General features: G+C 33.4%; 20 protein-coding genes. 18 read left to right on the top strand and 2 right to left on the bottom strand.

Annotated elements, in window-relative coordinates:
* The first annotated feature begins 192 nt into the window (after positions 1-192).
* The 14 genes from trmD (at position 193) to uvrB (ending at position 14,092) form a co-directional block, all read left to right on the top strand.
* Entirely contained in the window at positions 193-867 is a 675-nt protein-coding gene (gene trmD, locus ASE40_RS20185; RefSeq protein ID WP_057119198.1) for a tRNA (guanosine(37)-N1)-methyltransferase TrmD, read from the top strand.
* A gap of 174 nt (positions 868-1,041) precedes the next feature.
* Positions 1,042-1,392, top strand: a complete 351-nt coding sequence (gene rplS / locus ASE40_RS20190) for a 50S ribosomal protein L19 (protein WP_057119870.1) — start codon at positions 1,042-1,044, stop codon at positions 1,390-1,392.
* Positions 1,393-1,672: 280 nt separating this feature from the next.
* Positions 1,673-3,892 carry an NADP-dependent isocitrate dehydrogenase gene (locus ASE40_RS20195; protein ID WP_057119201.1) on the top strand — a complete coding sequence of 740 codons (2,220 nt, stop codon included), beginning with the start codon at positions 1,673-1,675 and terminating at the stop codon, positions 3,890-3,892.
* Positions 3,893-4,042: 150 nt separating this feature from the next.
* On the top strand, positions 4,043-6,424 hold the full coding sequence (locus ASE40_RS20200; RefSeq protein ID WP_057119871.1) for a TonB-dependent receptor: 2,382 nt from the start codon (positions 4,043-4,045) through the stop codon (positions 6,422-6,424).
* Positions 6,425-6,458: 34 nt separating this feature from the next.
* Entirely contained in the window at positions 6,459-7,286 is an 828-nt protein-coding gene (locus ASE40_RS20205) for a DUF4249 domain-containing protein (RefSeq protein ID WP_057119203.1), read from the top strand.
* Positions 7,287-7,288: 2 nt separating this feature from the next.
* Positions 7,289-7,771, top strand: coding sequence for a GyrI-like domain-containing protein (locus ASE40_RS20210; protein WP_057119206.1), 483 nt, complete (start codon positions 7,289-7,291; stop codon positions 7,769-7,771).
* 1 nt (position 7,772) lies between these two features.
* On the top strand, positions 7,773-8,213 hold the full coding sequence (locus ASE40_RS20215; RefSeq protein WP_057119208.1) for a DinB family protein: 441 nt from the start codon (positions 7,773-7,775) through the stop codon (positions 8,211-8,213).
* A 129-nt stretch (positions 8,214-8,342) separates the two neighbouring features.
* Positions 8,343-9,005 (top strand): thiamine diphosphokinase, encoded by a 663-nt coding sequence (locus tag ASE40_RS20220; protein WP_057119210.1) that lies wholly within the window; start codon positions 8,343-8,345, stop codon positions 9,003-9,005.
* A 150-nt stretch (positions 9,006-9,155) separates the two neighbouring features.
* Positions 9,156-10,106, top strand: a complete 951-nt coding sequence (gene rlmF / locus ASE40_RS20225) for a 23S rRNA (adenine(1618)-N(6))-methyltransferase RlmF (protein WP_057119213.1) — start codon at positions 9,156-9,158, stop codon at positions 10,104-10,106.
* A gap of 57 nt (positions 10,107-10,163) precedes the next feature.
* Positions 10,164-10,394, top strand: a complete 231-nt coding sequence (locus tag ASE40_RS20230; protein ID WP_057119215.1) for a hypothetical protein — start codon at positions 10,164-10,166, stop codon at positions 10,392-10,394.
* Between the two features lie 136 nt (positions 10,395-10,530).
* The gene (locus ASE40_RS22625; protein ID WP_410503492.1) at positions 10,531-10,680 is read left to right on the top strand and encodes a type II toxin-antitoxin system RelE/ParE family toxin; all 150 of its coding nucleotides are present in this window, start codon (positions 10,531-10,533) and stop codon (positions 10,678-10,680) included.
* 114 nt (positions 10,681-10,794) lie between these two features.
* Positions 10,795-11,031, top strand: a complete 237-nt coding sequence (locus tag ASE40_RS20235) for a hypothetical protein (protein WP_057119218.1) — start codon at positions 10,795-10,797, stop codon at positions 11,029-11,031.
* Positions 11,032-11,114: 83 nt separating this feature from the next.
* Positions 11,115-12,053, top strand: a complete 939-nt coding sequence (locus tag ASE40_RS20240; protein WP_057119220.1) for an alpha/beta fold hydrolase — start codon at positions 11,115-11,117, stop codon at positions 12,051-12,053.
* A 47-nt stretch (positions 12,054-12,100) separates the two neighbouring features.
* A complete protein-coding gene (gene uvrB, locus ASE40_RS20245; protein ID WP_057119222.1) occupies positions 12,101-14,092 on the top strand; it encodes an excinuclease ABC subunit UvrB in 1,992 nt (663 codons plus the stop codon).
* Here the strand turns inward: uvrB and ASE40_RS20250 are convergent.
* Positions 14,089-14,490, bottom strand: coding sequence for a TerB family tellurite resistance protein (locus ASE40_RS20250; protein ID WP_057119872.1), 402 nt, complete (start codon positions 14,488-14,490; stop codon positions 14,089-14,091). The genes uvrB and ASE40_RS20250 overlap by 4 nt on opposite strands.
* A gap of 57 nt (positions 14,491-14,547) precedes the next feature.
* Here ASE40_RS20250 and ASE40_RS20255 point away from each other — a divergent pair, with 57 nt between their 5' ends.
* The 4 genes from ASE40_RS20255 to ASE40_RS20270 all read left to right on the top strand — a co-directional run bounded on the left by ASE40_RS20255 (position 14,548) and on the right by ASE40_RS20270 (position 17,989).
* Complete coding sequence (locus tag ASE40_RS20255; RefSeq protein WP_057119225.1) at positions 14,548-15,345, top strand: alpha/beta hydrolase; 798 nt, start codon at positions 14,548-14,550, stop codon at positions 15,343-15,345.
* A 21-nt stretch (positions 15,346-15,366) separates the two neighbouring features.
* Positions 15,367-16,377, top strand: a complete 1,011-nt coding sequence (locus ASE40_RS20260; protein ID WP_057119227.1) for a dipeptide epimerase — start codon at positions 15,367-15,369, stop codon at positions 16,375-16,377.
* Positions 16,378-16,379: 2 nt separating this feature from the next.
* Positions 16,380-17,414 (top strand): aminotransferase class I/II-fold pyridoxal phosphate-dependent enzyme, encoded by a 1,035-nt coding sequence (locus tag ASE40_RS20265; protein WP_057119229.1) that lies wholly within the window; start codon positions 16,380-16,382, stop codon positions 17,412-17,414.
* Positions 17,415-17,524: 110 nt separating this feature from the next.
* Positions 17,525-17,989 carry a DUF1456 family protein gene (locus tag ASE40_RS20270; RefSeq protein ID WP_057119873.1) on the top strand — a complete coding sequence of 155 codons (465 nt, stop codon included), beginning with the start codon at positions 17,525-17,527 and terminating at the stop codon, positions 17,987-17,989.
* Positions 17,990-18,194: 205 nt separating this feature from the next.
* Here the strand turns inward: ASE40_RS20270 and sucC are convergent, their stop codons facing one another.
* A complete protein-coding gene (sucC, locus tag ASE40_RS20275; RefSeq protein ID WP_057119874.1) occupies positions 18,195-19,388 on the bottom strand; it encodes an ADP-forming succinate--CoA ligase subunit beta in 1,194 nt (397 codons plus the stop codon).
* Between the last annotated feature and the right edge of the window lie 292 nt (positions 19,389-19,680).

Below are 19,680 nucleotides of genomic sequence, written 5' to 3' on the forward strand. Positions count from 1 at the left end.
ATTACACAATTACATTTTAGTGTTATATAATTATTACATAACGAATTAAAAAGCAATAAGTTGTAGTATAAATATTTTTACTCAACACTAATAATGAGTTCATATTTAAAAACATTTCTAAGGATTTGAATTTTGTTTTTTTATTGCCAAATATTAACTTGTATCTTTGCACTTTAGAATAACTTACAGAAAATGCGAATTGATATCATTACACTTTTACCAGAATTATTAAGAAGTCCATTTGAGGCTTCGATTATGAAACGTGCCATTGACAAAGGTTTAGTCGAAGTACATTTTCACAATCTTCGTGACTACAGCACGAACAGACAGAAAAGTGTTGATGATTATCCGTTTGGGGGTGGTGCTGGAATGGTAATGACAATTCAGCCAATTGATGACTGTATTACCCATTTGAAAAGTCAGCGAGAATATGATGAAATCATTTATATGTCGCCTGATGGTGAAACTTTAAATCAAAAAATGGCCAATAAAATGTCTATGTACGAAAACATTATCATTTTATGCGGGCATTATAAAGGTGTTGACCAAAGAGTTAGAGATCATTTTATTACTAAAGAAATTTCGATTGGTGATTATGTTTTATCAGGAGGAGAATTAGGAGCTTTGGTTTTATCTGATGCTTTAATTCGATTAATTCCTGGTGTATTGAGCGACGAAACCTCAGCATTAACAGACAGCTTTCAAGATAATTTACTTTCTGGACCTATATATACAAGGCCTGCAGATTATAAAGGATGGAAAGTCCCAGAAGTTTTAACCAGCGGCCATTTTGCCAAAATCGATAAATGGCGAGAAGATATGGCGTATGAACACACTAAAAACAGGCGACCAGATTTATTAGAATAAATTTGAAACTCAAAAAATCCCAAATCCCAAATAATCAGTTCATTAAAAAATTTGAATTTGGAATTTTATTTCTTGGATTTTTATTTTTTTAATTTATCTTTGCACCCGAATTAGACTAACCTCTGGCGAAATCCGTGAATGTTACTCTATCTAAACTATAATAATAAAATTATCATGGCAGATTTATTAAAATTCGTTCAAAACGAATTCGTTGCTAAAAAAGATTTCCCTGAATTTGGAGCTGGAGACACAATCACAGTTTTCTACGAAATTAAAGAGGGTGAAAAAACTAGAACTCAGTTTTTTAAAGGAGTTGTAATTCAAAGAAGAGGTTCTGGTAACACAGAAACTTTTACTATTCGTAAAATGTCTGGAGCTATTGGAGTTGAGCGTATCTTCCCAGTAAACTTACCAGCTTTACAAAAAATCGAAATCAACAAGAAAGGTGCTGTACGTAGAGCTAGAATTTTCTACTTCAGACAACTTACTGGTAAAAAAGCTAAGATTAAAGATAAAAGAAGATAATCATTTATCGAATTGTTATAAAAAACTCGTTTCATATTATTTGAAACGAGTTTTTTTTATGTTCTATTTTCATCACTATCAAAACTGTAATTTTTTAATATCAAAATCATCAATTTAGCAATTTAAGGAGCTCGAATTAACAATCTGTTAATTTCTCCTTTTCTCAGGAAAACTCAACCGTTTTCGTTGTGATTTTATTATATTTGCTCCGCTCATTTTGAGCCGAATATATCTTTTACATCGTTAACTCCTGACGATACGATTATAAAAAAAAAAGAAAATGAATAAATCAAAAATTTTTTACACCTTAACTGATGAGGCGCCGTTATTGGCAACTTACTCTTTGTTACCAATTGTTCAAGCTTTTACAGCAACAGCTGGAATTGAAATCGAAACCAGAGATATTTCGCTGGCAGGAAGAATTTTATCAAACTTCCCAGATTCTTTGACAGATGCTCAAAAAACTGGAGATGCATTGGCAGAATTAGGCCAATTAGCAACTCAGCCAGAAGCAAACATTATTAAATTACCTAACATTTCAGCATCCGTACCTCAATTAAAAGCGGCTATTGCTGAATTACAATCTCACGGATATAACGTGCCAAATTTCCCAGAAGATCCTCAAAACGATGCTGAAAAGGAAATTAAAGCAAAATATGCAAAAGTTTTAGGCTCTGCTGTAAACCCAGTTTTACGTGAAGGAAACTCTGATCGTAGAGCTCCAAGAGCAGTTAAAAACTTCGCAAAAGCAAACCCGCACTCAATGGGTGCTTGGTCTGCTGACTCAAAAACTAAAGTTGCTTCTATGCCAAATGGTGATTTTTACGGAAGTGAAAAATCATTGACTGTTGCAGATGCAAATGATGTTAAAATCGAATTTGTTGCAAAAGACGGAACAACTACTGTTTTAAAAGCAAGTACTCCGCTAAAAGCAGGTGAAATTATCGACAGCTCTGTTTTAAGTGTAAAAAAATTAAAAGAATTTGCTGCTAATGCAATTGCTGAAGCAAAAAAAGAAGGTGTTTTACTTTCTGTGCATTTAAAAGCTACAATGATGAAAGTTTCTGATCCAATTATCTTTGGCGCTATCGTTGAAGTATATTTTGCAGATCTTTTCAAAAAATACGAAACTTTATTTGCTGAGTTAAATGTGGATACTAAAAATGGTTTAGGTGATATCTATGCTAAAATTGCTGGAAGACCTGAGCAGGCTGAAGTTGAAGCTGACATTACTAAAGCGATCGAAAACGGACCAGCTTTGGCAATGGTTAATTCTGATAAAGGAATTACAAACTTACACGTTCCTTCGGATGTTATTGTTGATGCTTCTATGCCGGCAATGATTCGTACTTCTGGACAAATGTGGAACAAAGATGGTAAAGCGCAAGATACAATTGCTGTTATTCCAGACCGTTCTTATGCGGGAGTTTATACTGCAACAATCGATTTCTGTAAAAAACACGGTGCTTTTGATCCTAAAACAATGGGAAGTGTTCCTAACGTGGGATTAATGGCTCAAAAAGCTGAAGAATACGGATCTCACGATAAAACTTTCCAAATGAAAGCTGACGGAGTTGTTCGTGTGGTAGATGCAAACGGAAATGTTTTAATGGAACAAAACGTTGAAACAAATGATATCTTCAGAATGTGTCAGGCAAAAGATGCTCCTATTCAGGACTGGGTTAAACTGGCTGTAAACAGAGCTCGTTTATCTAGTACGCCTGCTGTTTTTTGGTTAGACGAAAACAGAGCACATGATAGAGAATTGATCGTAAAAGTTCAAAAGTACCTTAAAGATTACGATACTACAAACTTAGATATCCGTATTTTAAACCCAGTTGCTGCTACTGAATTTACTTTAGACAGAATCATCAAAGGTTTAGATACTATTTCTGTAACAGGAAACGTGTTACGTGATTACTTAACAGATTTATTCCCAATTTTAGAATTAGGAACTTCTGCAAAAATGTTATCTATCGTTCCATTAATGAATGGTGGTGGATTGTTCGAAACTGGTGCTGGAGGTTCTGCTCCTAAACACGTGGAGCAATTTACAGAAGAAGGATATTTACGTTGGGATTCATTAGGAGAATTTTTAGCTCTTGGTGCTTCTCTAGAACATTTAGGACAAACTTTAGATAATTCTAAAGCAATTGTTTTAGCTGAAACTCTTGACGAAGCAAACGATAAATTCTTAGCTAACGATAAATCTCCTGCTCGTAAAGTTGGACAAATTGACAACCGTGGTTCTCATTTCTACTTAGCATTCTATTGGGCTCAAGCTTTGGCTTCTCAAAACAAAGATGCTGAATTGAAAGCAATCTTTACTCCAATTGCTGCTGATTTTGAAGCTAATGAAGCAAAAATCGATGCAGAATTAATTGGTGCTCAAGGAAAACCTCAAACTCTTGGCGGTTATTACCAGCCAACTCCTGAGTTAGTAAGTAAAGCAATGCGTCCGAGCGAAACATTCAACGCTATTATTGCAAAAATTAAATAATTGTCAAAATGTACTAATAGTGCATTTTTCAATGATATTAAAAAGGACAACTCAAAAAGTTGTCCTTTTTTTATCTTAACTTATGTTTAACAAAAGTTCCGCTAAAATGTTAAGTAAGAATTGTTAACTATGTATATCAAAATCAATGTAATGATTACAAAAAATACCTGCGCATTTTTTCTTTTTATTTTAACGATTTTTACATCCTTTTCACAGGAACGATTCACTTTAAGCGGTACTGTCAGCGACAGCAAAAACAACGAAACTTTAATTGGAGTAAATATTTATATTCCAACTCTTAAAATAGGAACTACAACAAACGAATACGGATTTTATTCTATTTCTATCCCAAAAGGAGAATACGAAATTGAGATTAGCTATGTTGGCTACCAAACCATTCAAAAAAATATCCTTTTAAATCAGAATACCAAAACTAACTTTTCTATCAGCGAAAACGGTGAAGAACTTCAAGAAGTTGTCATTACAGATAACAGAAGCAAAATCAACATCAAATCGCCAGAAATGAGTGCCAATAAACTTTCTATTGCCACTATAAAAAAAATGCCGGTTGTTTTAGGAGAAGTCGATGTACTTAAATCTATCTTATTACTTCCAGGCGTTACCAATGCCGGAGAAGGCGCATCTGGATTTAATGTCCGCGGAGGCGGCGCAGATCAAAACTTGATTCTTTTAGACGAAGCCACAATATTTAATTCATCGCATGTTTTCGGCTTCTTTTCTGTTTTTAATCCCGATGCAATCAAAGATTTAAAATTGTATAAAGGCGGAATTCCTGCGCGTTACGGCGGAAGAGCTTCTTCTGTTTTAGATATTTACCAAAAAGACGGAAGCAGTAAAGATTTCCACATGAACGGCGGTATCGGATTAATTTCAAGCCGTATTCTTGCCGAAGGTCCAATTGTAAAAGACAAAGGCTCTTTTTTAATTGGAGGAAGAGCTTCTTATGCTCATTTATTTTTAAAACTTTCCGAAGATGACAAAAATAATGCTGCTTATTTTTACGATTTAAACACCAAATTAAGTTATAAACTCAACGACAATAACAGTTTATATTTATCAGGTTATTTTGGCCGTGATGTTTTCAGTTTGAATAAAAGTTTCACCAATATATACGGAAATTCGATCTTGAATTTAAGATGGAATCATTTATATTCTGATAAATTATTTTCAAATCTCTCTTTGATTTACAGCGATTACTACTACGGATTAGATCTTGATTTTGTAGGTTTTAAATGGGATTCTGGAATTAAAAATTATAACATCAAATACGATTTCAAACATTATCTTTCGGATAAATTAAAACTTAATTATGGCTTAAACGCAACTTATTATGAGTTTAATCCAGGAACCATAAAACCAAGCAGCACAGATTCTGGAATTAACCCCGATCAATTAGACAAAAAATATGCTTTTGAACCATCTGTTTATCTAGATGCGGAAAGTCAGCTTTCAAATAAAATTACTGTTGCTTACGGATTACGCTACAGCCTTTTTTATAGATTAGGTTCCTCAACTATTAATTATTATGACAATGATCAAGCAGTCGTTTTTAATAGCGATATTCAGATTTACGAAAAAGGAACACCGACTTCTACACGATATTTTGGCAAAAATAAAGTGATAAAAGATTATAATAATTTTGAACCTAGATTTTCAGTTTCTTACCAATTAAACGATGATCAAGCCATAAAAGCAAGTTACAATCGTATGGCACAGTATCTTCAATTAATTTCAAATACCTCATCTCCTACTCCATTAGATGTATGGATGCCAAGTGACAAGTATATTAGACCTCAGCTTGCAGATCAAGTTGCATTAGGCTATTTTAGAAATATCAGCAGCGGAGCATATTCATTTGAAGTTGAAACCTATTACAAGGAAGTTAAAAATAGACTCGATTATATTGATGGAGCCGACTTAATTGCTAATGATGCTATTGAACAAGTAATTTTAAATGGCCGTATGAGGGCGTATGGTTTAGAAATTATGGTTAAGAAAAATAAAGGCAAGTTTAATGGCTGGGTTTCTTACACATTATCTAAATCAGAACAGCAGACTCCTGGCAGAACACCAGAAGAAATTGGAATTAATAACGGAAAATGGTACGCTTCGGCTTATGACAAAACACATAACTTAGCTATTACGTCGGCTTATAATTTAAATGAAAAATGGTCATTTGGAGCTAATTTTGCATTGCAGTCTGGACAGCCGGTTACGTATCCGAATGGACAATACGAATATTTAGGAATTACCGTTCCAAGCTACGGATTACGTAATGAAAATCGACTTCCTGCTTATCATCATTTGGACATTTCTGCGACTTTAACCCCAAGAAAAAATAAGGATAGGAATTGGAAAGGCGAATGGGTTTTCAGTATTTACAATCTCTATAATCGTATGAATGCTGCGTCTATAAATTTTAGACAAAATGTAGACACTGGTGATAACGAAGCTGTTAAAACATCCATTTTTGGAATCGTACCAGCCGTTAGTTATAATTTTAAGTTCTAAAAATACTTTCTGTCAAAGAAATAAAAAATATATTATGAAAAAAGCAATATTATTAATCGTGTTTTTTATATCATTCTTCTTCGCAAGTTGTGAAGAGGTGGTTGATGTTGATTTAGATACAGCGCCTCCAAAATTAGTAATAGAAGCGGCCATTAATTGGGAAAAAGGCACAACAGGAAATGAACAGACAATTAGATTAACTACAACAACTGGTTATTTTGAAAACACAATCCCAACGGTTTCTGGTGCAATTGTCTATATAACAAATAGTCATAACGAACAATTTAATTTTATAGAAGTTAAAAAAACCGGCCAATATGTATGTATTAATTTTAAGCCAGTTATCGACGAACAATACACGTTAACTGTAATTAGCAGAGGCAGTAGATATATCGCAAATGAAACCTTAAAATCAGTAGCACCCATTACCCGAATAGATCAGAATAATGAAGGCGGGTTTACAGGAAAAGATATTGAAATAAAAGCGTTTTATAATGATCCTGCCGATGCAGATAATTATTATTTATACAAATATGTTTACCCTAATAAAGTCAAATCAACTTATTATGTAGATGAGGATAAATTTTTCAACGGTAATGAATTTTTCAGTCTTTCTGATGATGATGATTTAGAAATTGGAAATGAAATTGAAATCACACATTCTGGAATCTCAAAACAATACTTTAATTATATGAGTATTTTAGTAAGTATTGCTGGTAGTAATTTTGGAGGACCATTTCAATCTCCTCCGGCAACTGTAAAAGGAAATATTGTCAATGTAACTAATAAAGAAAATTATCCTTTAGGCTATTTTTCACTTTGCGAAACGTACACAGTCAAGTATAAAATAACTTCAAAATAAAAATGGAAGTACAAATTAAAACCTTAGCCGAAAAAAAACTTATCGGTCATTCTATTGAAATGTCTTTCATAGAAAATAAAACATTTCAACTGTGGAGTGGTTTTATGCCCAAAAGAAAAGAAATAAAAAACGTAGTAAACCCTAATTTATATTCTTTAGAGGTTTATCCTGAAAATCATTTTGATAATTTTGATCCTAATGACAATTTTCAAAAATGGGCGGCTGTAGAAGTTTCAGATTTTGATGATCATCCTACACCAATGAAAACACTAATTGTGCCAAGTGGCTTATATGCCGTTTTTCTTCATTTAGGACCAGCAGCAGAAGCACATAAAACGTATCATTATATTTTCACAGAATGGCTTCCAAACTCCGAATATGTTGTAGATGAAAGACCTCATTTTGCTGTTATGGATGAAAAGTATAAAAAAGATAATCCCGATTCTGAAGAAAAAATCTGGATTCCCATAAAAAACAGAAATTGATATGCTAATCGAAACACTAAAAATACTTTTCAATAGAGATTTAAATAAACTCAAATTTGAAATTGAATCGTATGAATATGAAAATCAAATGTGGACTGTTAATAACGACATTTCTAATTCTGGCGGTAATCTCTGTCTTCATTTAATTGGCAATTTGAATACTTACATTGGAGCAGAAATTGGAAAAACAGGATACATTAGAAATCGTCCTTTAGAATTTTCATTAAAAGACATTCCAAAATCAGAATTAATTCAGAAAATTGAAAATACTATCATAGTGGTAAATAATGCCCTTGAGGTTTTAACTGAAGAAGATTTGAATGCAATTTATCCACAAATTGTTTTTGAAAAAGAAATGACAACTGGATTTTTCTTAGTGCATCTTGCGACACATCTTGCCTATCATTTAGGTCAAATTAATTACCATCGAAGATTGATTTGATTTTTAATTTTTTTGCCACAGATTAAAAGAATTAAAGAGATTAATCCTTTTAATCTGTGAAATCTGTGGCAAAAAACTAGAAATCTAAAATTCTAAATGTAACTTAGCACCACATTCAAAAAAAATCACATGTCATCACACCATATAGTTCGAGACGATCAGGAACCTGCTTTAATAATTGCAAATGGAGCCGCCTGCGATCCTGAATTATTAGGACAATTGTTAGAATGGTCTCCACTTGTAATTGTTTTAGATTCTGCTATAGAAAGAGTGATTGAATTAGGTATAAAAGTCGATGTTCTACTAGGCGATTTTGATCGTGGTTTTGATCCTGAGATTTATAAAACTTCTCAATTTCCTATCGAAATCGTTCATACGCCAGATCAAGACAAAACAGATTTGGAGAAAGCATTTGATTATCTTGTCGATAGAAAAATTCCTGCTGTAAATGTTGTTTGGGCAACTGGCAGACGTGCCGATCATACGATTACCAATCTTACCAATATCGTTCGTTACCGCAATTTACTTAAAATTGTAATTCTCGACGATCATTCGAAAATATTCCTTTTACCATCAAAATTCGAAAAATGGTATACGGCAAAAACTCCAATTTCCCTTATTCCAATTGGAGTTGTAAACGGAATTAATTCCAGCAATTTAAAATACGAATTAAACAACGACACCCTAACAATGGGTTATCGAACTGGGAGCAGTAATTCTGTCGAAAAAGACGGTATTGTAACCATAACACATCGCGAAGGTGATCTGCTTTTGATGGAGTGTTTTGATTAGAAGCTGATCCTGCTGTCCGCTGTATCTTTTGTGCCTCGTTAAAAAAACGAGACACAAAAGGATGCCGCTTCCATCAGGGCTAGGGCTGTCATTTTCATAATATCTTTTTGTAAAAATGGAATCCCTATCTTTGCATAGAAATCAACAAAAATGAAAACAGAAAACAATTCACAAAAAGACAATTTACATCCAAAAAACCTTCATCGTTCCCGTTATGATTTTGAACTTCTTATTTCAAATTGTCCCGAATTAAAAGCTTTCGTTTCCATCAACAAACACGGAATTGAAACTGTCGATTTCAGTAATCCGCTTGCTGTAAAAACTTTAAACAAAGCATTACTGCAGACATATTACGATATTCAAAACTGGGATATTCCGAAAAATTACCTTTGTCCGCCAATTCCCGGACGCGCAGATTACATTCATTATATTGCTGATTTATTGGCAGAAACCCATAACAATCAAATTCCAGAAACATCAAATGTATTAGGTTTAGATATCGGAACAGGTGCAAATTTAATCTATCCGATATTAGGAAATTCGATTTACAATTGGAGTTTCGTAGCAACAGATATTGACCAAAAAGCTATTGAAAACTGCAGTAAAATAATTGAAGCAAATCCAAAACTAATTGAAGCTATAAGTCTGCAGCAACAGACAGAATCTCGTTTTATATTTAAAAATATTATAACGCCGGAAGATCGATTTACATTTACAATGTGCAATCCGCCTTTTCATGCCTCTGCAGAAGAAGCGAATAAAAGTACCTCTAGAAAAGTTTCCAATTTAAATCCCAAAGAAAAAAGAAACACAAATCCTGTTTTAAATTTTGGAGGTCAAAATGCCGAATTATGGTGTAATGGCGGCGAAATTGGTTTTGTAACCCAAATGATTTATGAAAGTGCCAAATATGCCTCGCAGGTTTTTTGGTTTACCACTTTAGTTTCTAAAAAAGAAAATCTTTCTTCTATTTATAAAATTCTAAAAAAAGTAAATGCCGTTTCTGTAAAAACAATTGAAATGTCGCAGGGGCAAAAAAACAGCCGTATTGTGGCGTGGAGTTTTATAACCGATGCAGATTATAGCACTTGGAAATTTTAAGAATTTCAAAACTCATATATCCTTTTTGTTTTGTAACTTCGATAAAATTATTCAATTATGAACACTCTTCAACTCAAAAATATTCTAATTTCTGAAATCGAAAAAATTGATGACGATACATTTTTATCTGCATTAAAAACAATCTTGGAAAGTCGTAAAACTTTACCTAAAAATTATTCTGAGCGATATAATGAAGATCTAAACACTGCAGAAGAGGAAATTCAAAGTGGAAATTTTTATTCCCACGATGAAATTAAAGATAAAATTGAACAATGGAAAAAGAAATAATTTGGTCAAGAACTGCTCAAAATCAGCTTGAAAAAATTTACTCTTATTTATACAAGAAACCAAAAGTAAAAATATCCCTAACAAAGTAATTGACAGCATTTATAATTCCGCTGTTATCTTAAGTACTAATTGGGAAATTTATGAATTGGATGAAATGAAAATTCCTAATGACAAAAATTATCGTGCTTACGAAATTTATAATTATCGAATAACCTATAAAATTACCCCAAAAGAAATTCAGATTTTAAGAATTAGACACACTAGTCAAAATCCTAAAAAAATATAATTTACTTTTTACTTCAAACAAAAAAACATTTTAAACGCCTGATTTCCAAAACAAAATCTTGATTATATAATTTGCTTTCGCTACATTTATTGTAAGCAATTTAAAATCAAGATCATGGCAGAATATATTGGTTATCTCGCATCAGTATTTATTGTTGGCGGTTTCATGCTGAAAAACCTTAGAACCATCCGTTTCATTAATATGTTTGGATGCATTTGTTTTGTAATCTATGGCATTTTTTTAATCGACTACCGTGATTTAAGCAAATGGCTTTTACCAGTTATTATTCCTAATGCCATTTTAGCATTTGTCCAAATTTATTATCTCACTTCGAAAGATGATAAATCGTAAAATTATGATACTTTAAAATAAAATTCTGATACACTATTCGCTTACCATACCCGTAACTTTAAGCTAAATTGAATTTTATAACTATGTTGAAACTATATTCTCGTTTGGTAATCGTACTATTTTTAATTACAAGTTGTGCTTCTAAAAAAGCAAAGTTTGAAGATTATGTTTTTAAAACCAAAAGCGAAGAGCTGAAATATGAAACCGCTTACGATAAAGCTTTAAAACTCTGGAACATCCCTTATACAGAGGAAAACGTTAAAACAACTTTTGGAACAGCACACGTAGTTATTGCAGGCCCAAAAAACGGGAAAGATTTAGTTTTACTTCACGGAATGGATGCAAGCTCTACCATGTGGTATCCAAACATTCAGGCTTTAGCCAAAAACCACCGTATATATGCCATTGACTTTTTGATGGAACCCGGGAAATCTAACTTAACTGCAAAACCTCTTTCGTCTGAAGAAATTGCCATTTGGTATAACGAAATTTTCGATCATTATAAATTAAAGAAATTTGATATTATAGGCGCTTCTCGCGGCGGTTGGATTGCAACATTATTAGCTACACAAAAACCAAATTCGATTGATAAAATCGTTTTGTTAAGTCCAGCACAAACTTTTAAATTTATTGATAAAGTTGGAAAAACAACTTCTGCTTTGATGCTGAAATTATTTCCAAGTGAAAAGAAATTTGGTAAAACATTGACCACATTTTCTACGCATCCAGAAAAAATAAGCCAGATATACAAAAGGCAGTTTTATCTCGCCAACAAATATGCAAAATCCAATTCGAGCATGCTTAAAATGCATCCATTTTCAGATAAAGAATTACAATCAATTCAAAATCCTGTTTTGGTATTAATTGGTGATAGAGACGTAATTAACTCTGACGAAAGTCTAAAAAGAGCACAAAAATATTTAAAAAACAGCCAAACAAAAACTATAAAAGATGCTGGTCATTTTTTATCGATAGACCAATCTAAAATCACCAATGATGCAATCATTAATTTTTTAGAATAGCATTCAAACTTTGTATCTTTACAAAACCAAATTTTCAGCGTAAACACATGAAATTTCAAGTTTCCTCAGAATATAGTCCAAAAGGAGATCAGCCGCAAGCCATACAAAAATTGGCGCAAGGAGTAGTCGACGGCGAAAAATATCAAACTTTATTGGGAGTTACAGGATCTGGTAAAACATTTACTGTGGCTAATGTAATTGAAGAAGTACAAAGACCTACCTTGGTTTTGGCGCATAACAAAACGTTAGCCGCGCAGTTATACTCTGAATTCAAACAGTTTTTCCCAAACAATGCCGTTGAATATTTCGTTTCCTACTACGACTATTATCAACCGGAAGCTTTTATGCCGGTAACTGGGGTTTTTATTGAAAAAGATTTATCTATCAATGAAGAGCTTGAAAAAATGCGTTTGAGTACTACATCTTCCCTTCTTTCTGGGCGTCGAGATGTCTTGGTAGTTGCTTCGGTTTCCTGTTTATATGGTATTGGAAACCCTGTCGAATTTAAAAAGAATGTAATTGAGATAACCAGAGATCAGGTGATTTCGAGAACTAAACTGCTTCACAGCCTTGTACAAAGTTTGTACGCCAGAACAGAAGCAGATTTTAATCCTGGAAATTTTAGAATAAAAGGTGACACGGTTGAAGTATATCCAAGTTATGCCGACGACGCTTACAGAATTCACTTTTTTGGAGATGAAATTGAGGAAATTGAATCTTTTGATGTTAAGACTTCACAAGTCATTGAAAAGTTTAAAAGACTGACTATTTACCCAGCTAACATGTTTGTGACTTCTCCAGAAGTACTGCAAGGTGCAATTTGGGAAATTCAGCAGGATTTGGTTAAACAAGTTGATTATTTTAAAGAAATAGGCAAACATTTAGAAGCCAAACGTCTGGAAGAAAGAACCAATTTCGACTTAGAAATGATTCGGGAACTAGGTTACTGTTCTGGAATTGAAAATTATTCTCGTTACCTAGACGGCAGACAGCCTGGAACAAGACCTTTCTGCTTATTGGATTATTTCCCAAGTGATTATTTAATGGTTGTTGACGAAAGTCACGTTACCGTTTCGCAGGTTCATGCGATGTACGGAGGTGACCGCTCGCGTAAGGAAAACTTAGTAGAATATGGTTTCCGTTTACCTGCTGCAATGGACAACCGTCCTTTGAAATTTGAAGAATTTGAAGCTCTTCAAAATCAGGTAATTTACGTTTCTGCAACTCCTGCTGATTATGAATTACAAAAATCAGATGGTATTTATGTTGAACAGATTATTCGTCCGACTGGATTAATAGATCCTGTTATCGAAGTTAGACCAAGTTTAAATCAGATTGATGATTTAATTGAAGAAATTCAGGTTCGCTGCGAATTAGACGAAAGGGTTTTAGTAACTACTCTAACCAAAAGAATGGCTGAAGAATTAGCCAAATATTTGACGAAAGTAAGCATTCGCTGCCGTTACATCCACTCTGAAGTCGACACTTTAGAAAGAATAGAAATCATGCAGGATTTGCGTAAAGGTATTTTTGATGTTTTAATTGGAGTAAACTTGCTTCGTGAAGGTTTAGATTTACCCGAAGTTTCGCTTGTTGCTATTTTAGATGCCGATAAAGAAGGTTTCTTGAGAAATCATAGATCTTTAACGCAGACTATTGGACGTGCGGCAAGAAACTTAAACGGAAAAGCAATTTTGTATGCCGATAAAATTACTGCCAGCATGCAGAGAACAATTGACGAAACTGAATATCGAAGAACGAAACAGATTAATTTCAACGTTGAAAATAACATAACGCCTCAGGCTTTAAATAAAAAAATCGAAAGCGCTTTCACCAAAAATCCGTTGGTAGAATACGAATTAGGACATCCTATCCCTGTTGCTGCTGAACCTGAAACAGCTTATTTATCTAAAGGTGAATTGGAAAAAATGATTAGGGAAAAACGTAAAACGATGGAAAAAGCAGCTAAAGAATTAGACTTTTTACAAGCAGCTAAACTGAGAGACGAAATTAAAAAATTACAAGAACAGCTGGCTTAATTATGCTGTTCTTGAAAAACTTGTAAAACAACAGTTGGATTGATAACGGTTTTAGGGGCTTTTTTCATCATTTCCAAAACACGTTTTACAGCAGATGGATTTAGCCCCATTTCTAATGCAATCTGCTGAATTGCTTTGAATTCCCTTTCGTGTAAAACACCATCGCAATGCATTAATAAAGCCAATCTATAAAATTGGTTGATACGCTGCATTTCAGATTTGATAGGAATCGCTTTGGTTTCCTGATGAAATAAATCTTGAAATTCTTCTTCGCTAATACTCAATTCCAAAGCCACAAGTCTTAAAAATTCAAGCTCACGTTTATGCAAATGTCCATCGACAGTAGCGAACATAATCATTTCTAAAAGTAAACTTCTTTTTTCTGCTTCTGTATTCATCAATTTATTATTTTTAGCTAAAATATTGCTTTTAAACAAAAATACAAAACACAGATAATGAAGAGGATTTTCCTAGCAGTTTTACTTCTATTTGCTCTTATCGGAAAAGCACAAAGTACGGCTTCAAAAAATGTATCGACTTTTACAATTGAAGCTCCTCAACTCCATACTTCAAAAAAAATCTGGATCTATCTTCCTGAAAACTATTCAAAAGATATTCAAAAAAAATACAGTGTTATTTACATGCATGATGCGCAAAATTTATTTGATGCTAAAACTTCTTTTTCTGGCGAATGGAATATCGATGAAAAATTAGACAGCTTAAAAGCTCCCGTAATTGTTGTGGGAATTGAACATGGAAATGAAAAACGCATCGATGAACTTACTCCGTTTAAAAACGAAAAATACGGCGGCGGAAACGCTGATAATTATCTGGAATTTATTGTAAAAACGCTAAAACCGTATATCGACAAGAATTACAGAACCAAAACAAAACCTAAAAACACCATTCTTTTCGGAAGTTCGTTGGGCGGTTTGGTTTCTTATTACGGTGCTTTAAAATATCCTGACGTTTTTGGCAAAGCAGGCGTTTTTTCTCCCTCTTTTTGGTTTTCTAATAATATTTATACTTTCACAGAAAAACAATCCAAAATCAAAACTAAAATTTATTTTCTGTCCGGTGATAAAGAAAGTGACGATATGGTAAAAGATTTAACTAAAATGAAACGTTTACTAGATACCAAACGTTGTTACTGCCTTCATCTGGACAAAACCAAAATTGTAAAAAATGGTGAACACAATGAAAAACTTTGGCGCGATCATTTTGCTGAAGCTTTAATTTGGCTGGGTTATTAATAAAAAAATACTTTTATAAAAATGAAATTAATTTTAAGAGAATACAATCTCAAACTAAAACATACTTTCACGATTTCAAGAGAATCAATTGATTTTCAGCCTTCATTAATTGTAGAATTACAAAGCGATGGTTTTTCTGGTTTTGGAGAAGCAACTTCAAATCCGTATTACAATACAACGGTTCCGATGATGATGCAGGATTTAGAAAAAATTAGAAGCATTATTGAAAGTACAGAAAATGAAACTCCGGAGGTATTTTGGGCAAAAATCCATCCATATTTAAAAGATGACATGTTTGCTTTGTGCGCTTTAGATTTGGCTTATAATGATTTGTATGCCAGAAAAAAAGGTAAAAAGTTATACGAATTATGGAACTACACAACCGAAAGAAACCCGATGACAGATTATACTATCGGAATTGCTTCTATCGACAAAATGGTTTCAAAAATGCAGGAACTTCCTTGGCCGATTTATAAAATTAAACTCGGAACAAAAGAAGATATTGAAATTGTAAAGGAACTTCGAAAACATACCAATGCCGTTTTTAGAATTGATGCCAACTGCGGCTGGGGAGTTGAGGAAACAATCAACAATGCGGTTGAATTAAAAAAACTAGGGGTCGAATTTCTAGAACAGCCCATGAAAGCTAATAATTGGGAAGGACATAAAGAAGTTTTTAAACATTCTGTTCTTCCTGTAATTGCAGACGAAAGTTGTATTATTGAAGAAGATGTTGCAAAGTGCTTCAATCATTTTCATGGCGTGAACGTTAAATTGGTAAAATGCGGCGGCCTAACTCCTGGAAAACGCATGATCGAAGAAGCTAAAAAATTGGGATTAAAAACCATGGTAGGCTGCATGACCGAATCTACTGTTGGAATTTCTGCAATCGCACATTTACTGCCTCAATTGGATTATGTGGATATGGATGGCGCACTTCTTTTGGCTGAAGATATTGCAACCGGCGTCACTATAAAAGACGGTGTTGTAAGTTATTCTGATCTTAACGGAACTGGAGTTACACTTTTATAAAAATGATAGTCGAACAATTCCCAGATCGAATTATTGAAATTGACCAAGAGCAATATTTGTATTTTGGCGGAACTGCCTATTTAGGTTTACCAACAAATAAAGAATTTCAAGATTTAGTAATCCACAACATTCGCACTTGGGGAACTACATACGGAAGCTCCAGAACTGCCAATGTCAAATTAAGTGCTTATGATAGCGGTGAAAAGTTTCTAGCATCGCATATTGGATCAGAAAATGCTGTCACGGTTTCCTCAGGAATGCTGGCTGGAAAATTGGTCATAGATTTAATGAAAAAACAAACGGATTGTTTCTTTCATTTTAATGATACACATGCTGCAATTAGAATTGAAAACAGTCTTTCCTTATTTGAAAATGGTAAATTAAATGATCGATTACTGAATCCGAAATCTGAAAAAATAACGATTCTAACGGATGGAGTTCCTTCTTTTGAAACAAAACCTGTTGATTTCTCTTTCTTGAAAGAAATCCCCGATCACAAAGAAATCACACTAATTGTTGATGAATCCCATTCTTTCGGAATTATTGGAAAAAATGGCTCAGGAATTTTCAATTCAATTCAATATCCAATTAAAAGAAAAATCATGGTTTCTTCTTTGGGGAAAGCTTTTGGTTTAACCGGAGGTGTTATTGCGGCCGATGCTGCCACTATCAACCAAATAAAAGAAATGGAAGTTTTTACAAGTGCAGCAGGAATGAATCCTGCTTTTGTTCAGAGTATTTCTGATGCTTCCGAAATTTATGCTAAGCAGCATCAAAAACTTAGAGATAACTTAAGTTACTTAGATTCGATATTAAACGAAAACATCAATATTAAATTTGATAAAAGCTATCCTTTAATTTATCTTCTATCAAATGATCTAGTAGAAAAATTAAAACAGGAAAAGATAATTATTGCCAGTTTTAAATACACAAAAGATGCCGAACCTCTCAATCGTATTGTAGTTACAGCCAATCATCTTAAAGAAGATTTGGACAAATTGGTTAGTATTTTAAATGAATTTAATTCTCAATTTTAATCATTTTAAAAAACTACCTTTGCAAAAAATAAATAATGAGTTTAACTTGGAGTAAAGATTGGAAAAACTTAAATCCTAAACTTGAAACAAAAAAACCTGAAACAAAAATTATGACGAATAACGATATACTTAAAAAACTTCGCGTGGCTTTGATGCTCCGTGATGACCAAATAGTTGAAATTTTAGAATTGGTAGATTTTAGAATTACAAAATCAGAATTAGGTGCTTTTTTTAGAGCAGAAGATCACCCAAATTACATGGAATGCGGCGATCAGGTTTTGCGTAATTTCTTAAACGGATTGGTAATTCATTTAAGAGGAACGAAAGAAAACCCTAAAAACCCAAATGACGTTTTGGCGAAACATAAGGCTGAAATTCCGAAGAAGGAAACGTCTAAAGAAAGACCAGAATTTAAAGCAGCTCCAAAAGATTCAGAAAAATACAGAGGCGATCAAAGTTCTTCAAAGTCAGGTTCATCAGTTGGAAAACCTAAAAAGAAAGCATTCCCAAAAGGAAATGGAAAACCAGTTGTTGTAGAAAAAGTAGTTTTCAAAAACGGTAAGAATAAAAAATAATTAATAACTGTTAAAGTTTAACAGCAAAGGGCACAAGGATTTACGCTAAGTTCGCAAAGTTTTTATTGATAAAGCTTTTCGAACTTTGCGGTTATATTAAATCCTATAAATAAAAAACTTTGCGCTCTTTGCGGTTAAATTGCCCACAAAAAAAATCCCTCCGAATATCGAAGGGATTTTCTATATAAATTGATTTCTTATTTGATTAAGAAAGTGCAGCTTTAACTTGGTCAGCAGCTTCTTGGAATTGAACTGCAGATAAGATTGGCATACCAGAGTTGTCAATTAATTCTTTTGCAATTTCAGCATTTGTTCCTTGCAAACGAACGATAATTGGCACATTGATAGCGTCTCCCATGTTTTTGTAAGCATCAACAACACCTTGAGCAACACGGTCACAACGAACGATTCCTCCGAAGATGTTAATCAAAATAGCTTTTACGTTTGGATCTTTCAAGATAATTCTGAAAGCTGTTTCAACACGTTTAGCATCAGCAGTTCCACCAACGTCAAGGAAGTTAGCAGGCTCAAAACCAGCGTATTTAATTAAGTCCATAGTTGCCATTGCAAGACCAGCACCGTTTACCATGCATCCTACAGTACCGTCAAGGTCAACATAGTTTAGACCAACTTCTTTAGCTTCAACTTCAATTGGATTCTCCTCACGGATATCTCTCATTTCAGCATATTTAGGTTGTCTGTATAAAGCGTTATCGTCGATATTTACTTTAGCATCAACAGCTAAGATTTTGTTATCAGAAGTTTTTAAAACTGGGTTGATTTCAAACATAGAAGCATCAGAACCAATGTAAGCATTGTATAATGCATCGATGAATTTCACCATTTCTTTGAAAGCATTTCCAGAAAGACCTAAGTTGAAAGCAACTCTTCTAGCTTGGAAACCTTGTAATCCAACAGCTGGATCGATTTCTTCAGTAAAGATTAAGTGCGGCGTGTGCTCAGCAACTTCTTCGATATCCATTCCACCTTCAGTAGAATACATAATCATGTTGCGTCCTGTACCTCTATTCAATAAAACAGAAACATAAAATTCAGAAGTTTCGCTTTCACCTGGATAGTAAACATCTTCTGCAACTAATATTTTGTTTACTTTTTTACCTTCAGGCGGAGTCTGAGGCGTGATCAATTGCATTCCGATGATTTGTTCTGCTAACTCTTCAACTTGTTGTAAGTTTTTTGCCAGCTTAACTCCACCACCTTTTCCACGACCACCTGCGTGAATTTGCGCTTTTATTACATGCCATCCTGTACCAGTTTCGGCAGTTAATTGTTTTGCAGCAGCTACAGCTTCAACCGCATTGTTAGCCACAATTCCGCGTTGTACGCGTACTCCGTAACTCGCTAAAATTTCTTTTCCTTGATATTCGTGTATGTTCATAATATAGAATTTGTCTGGTTCTGAATTTATTTCAGAATAAAAGTGCGACAAAAGTAACAAAATACAACTTAATAGTAAAATCTTTTTCAATTAAATAAATGTTACCCATAGGTATTAAACGTTGAAACTTTTTAAAAGCAAACAAATAGTTAACGAAACACTTTGTTAATGTTAACACAAAACCGCTAAAACGTTTGATATTTAACAAAAACTTCACTGAATTCAATACCTTAGAGACGATTTTTCTTAATATATTTTATTGTCAATTATGATTTTGATAATTCGCAATCGT

The sequence above is a fragment of the Flavobacterium sp. Root935 genome (assembly GCF_001429295.1).
Classification (GTDB): Bacteria; Bacteroidota; Bacteroidia; order Flavobacteriales; family Flavobacteriaceae; genus Flavobacterium.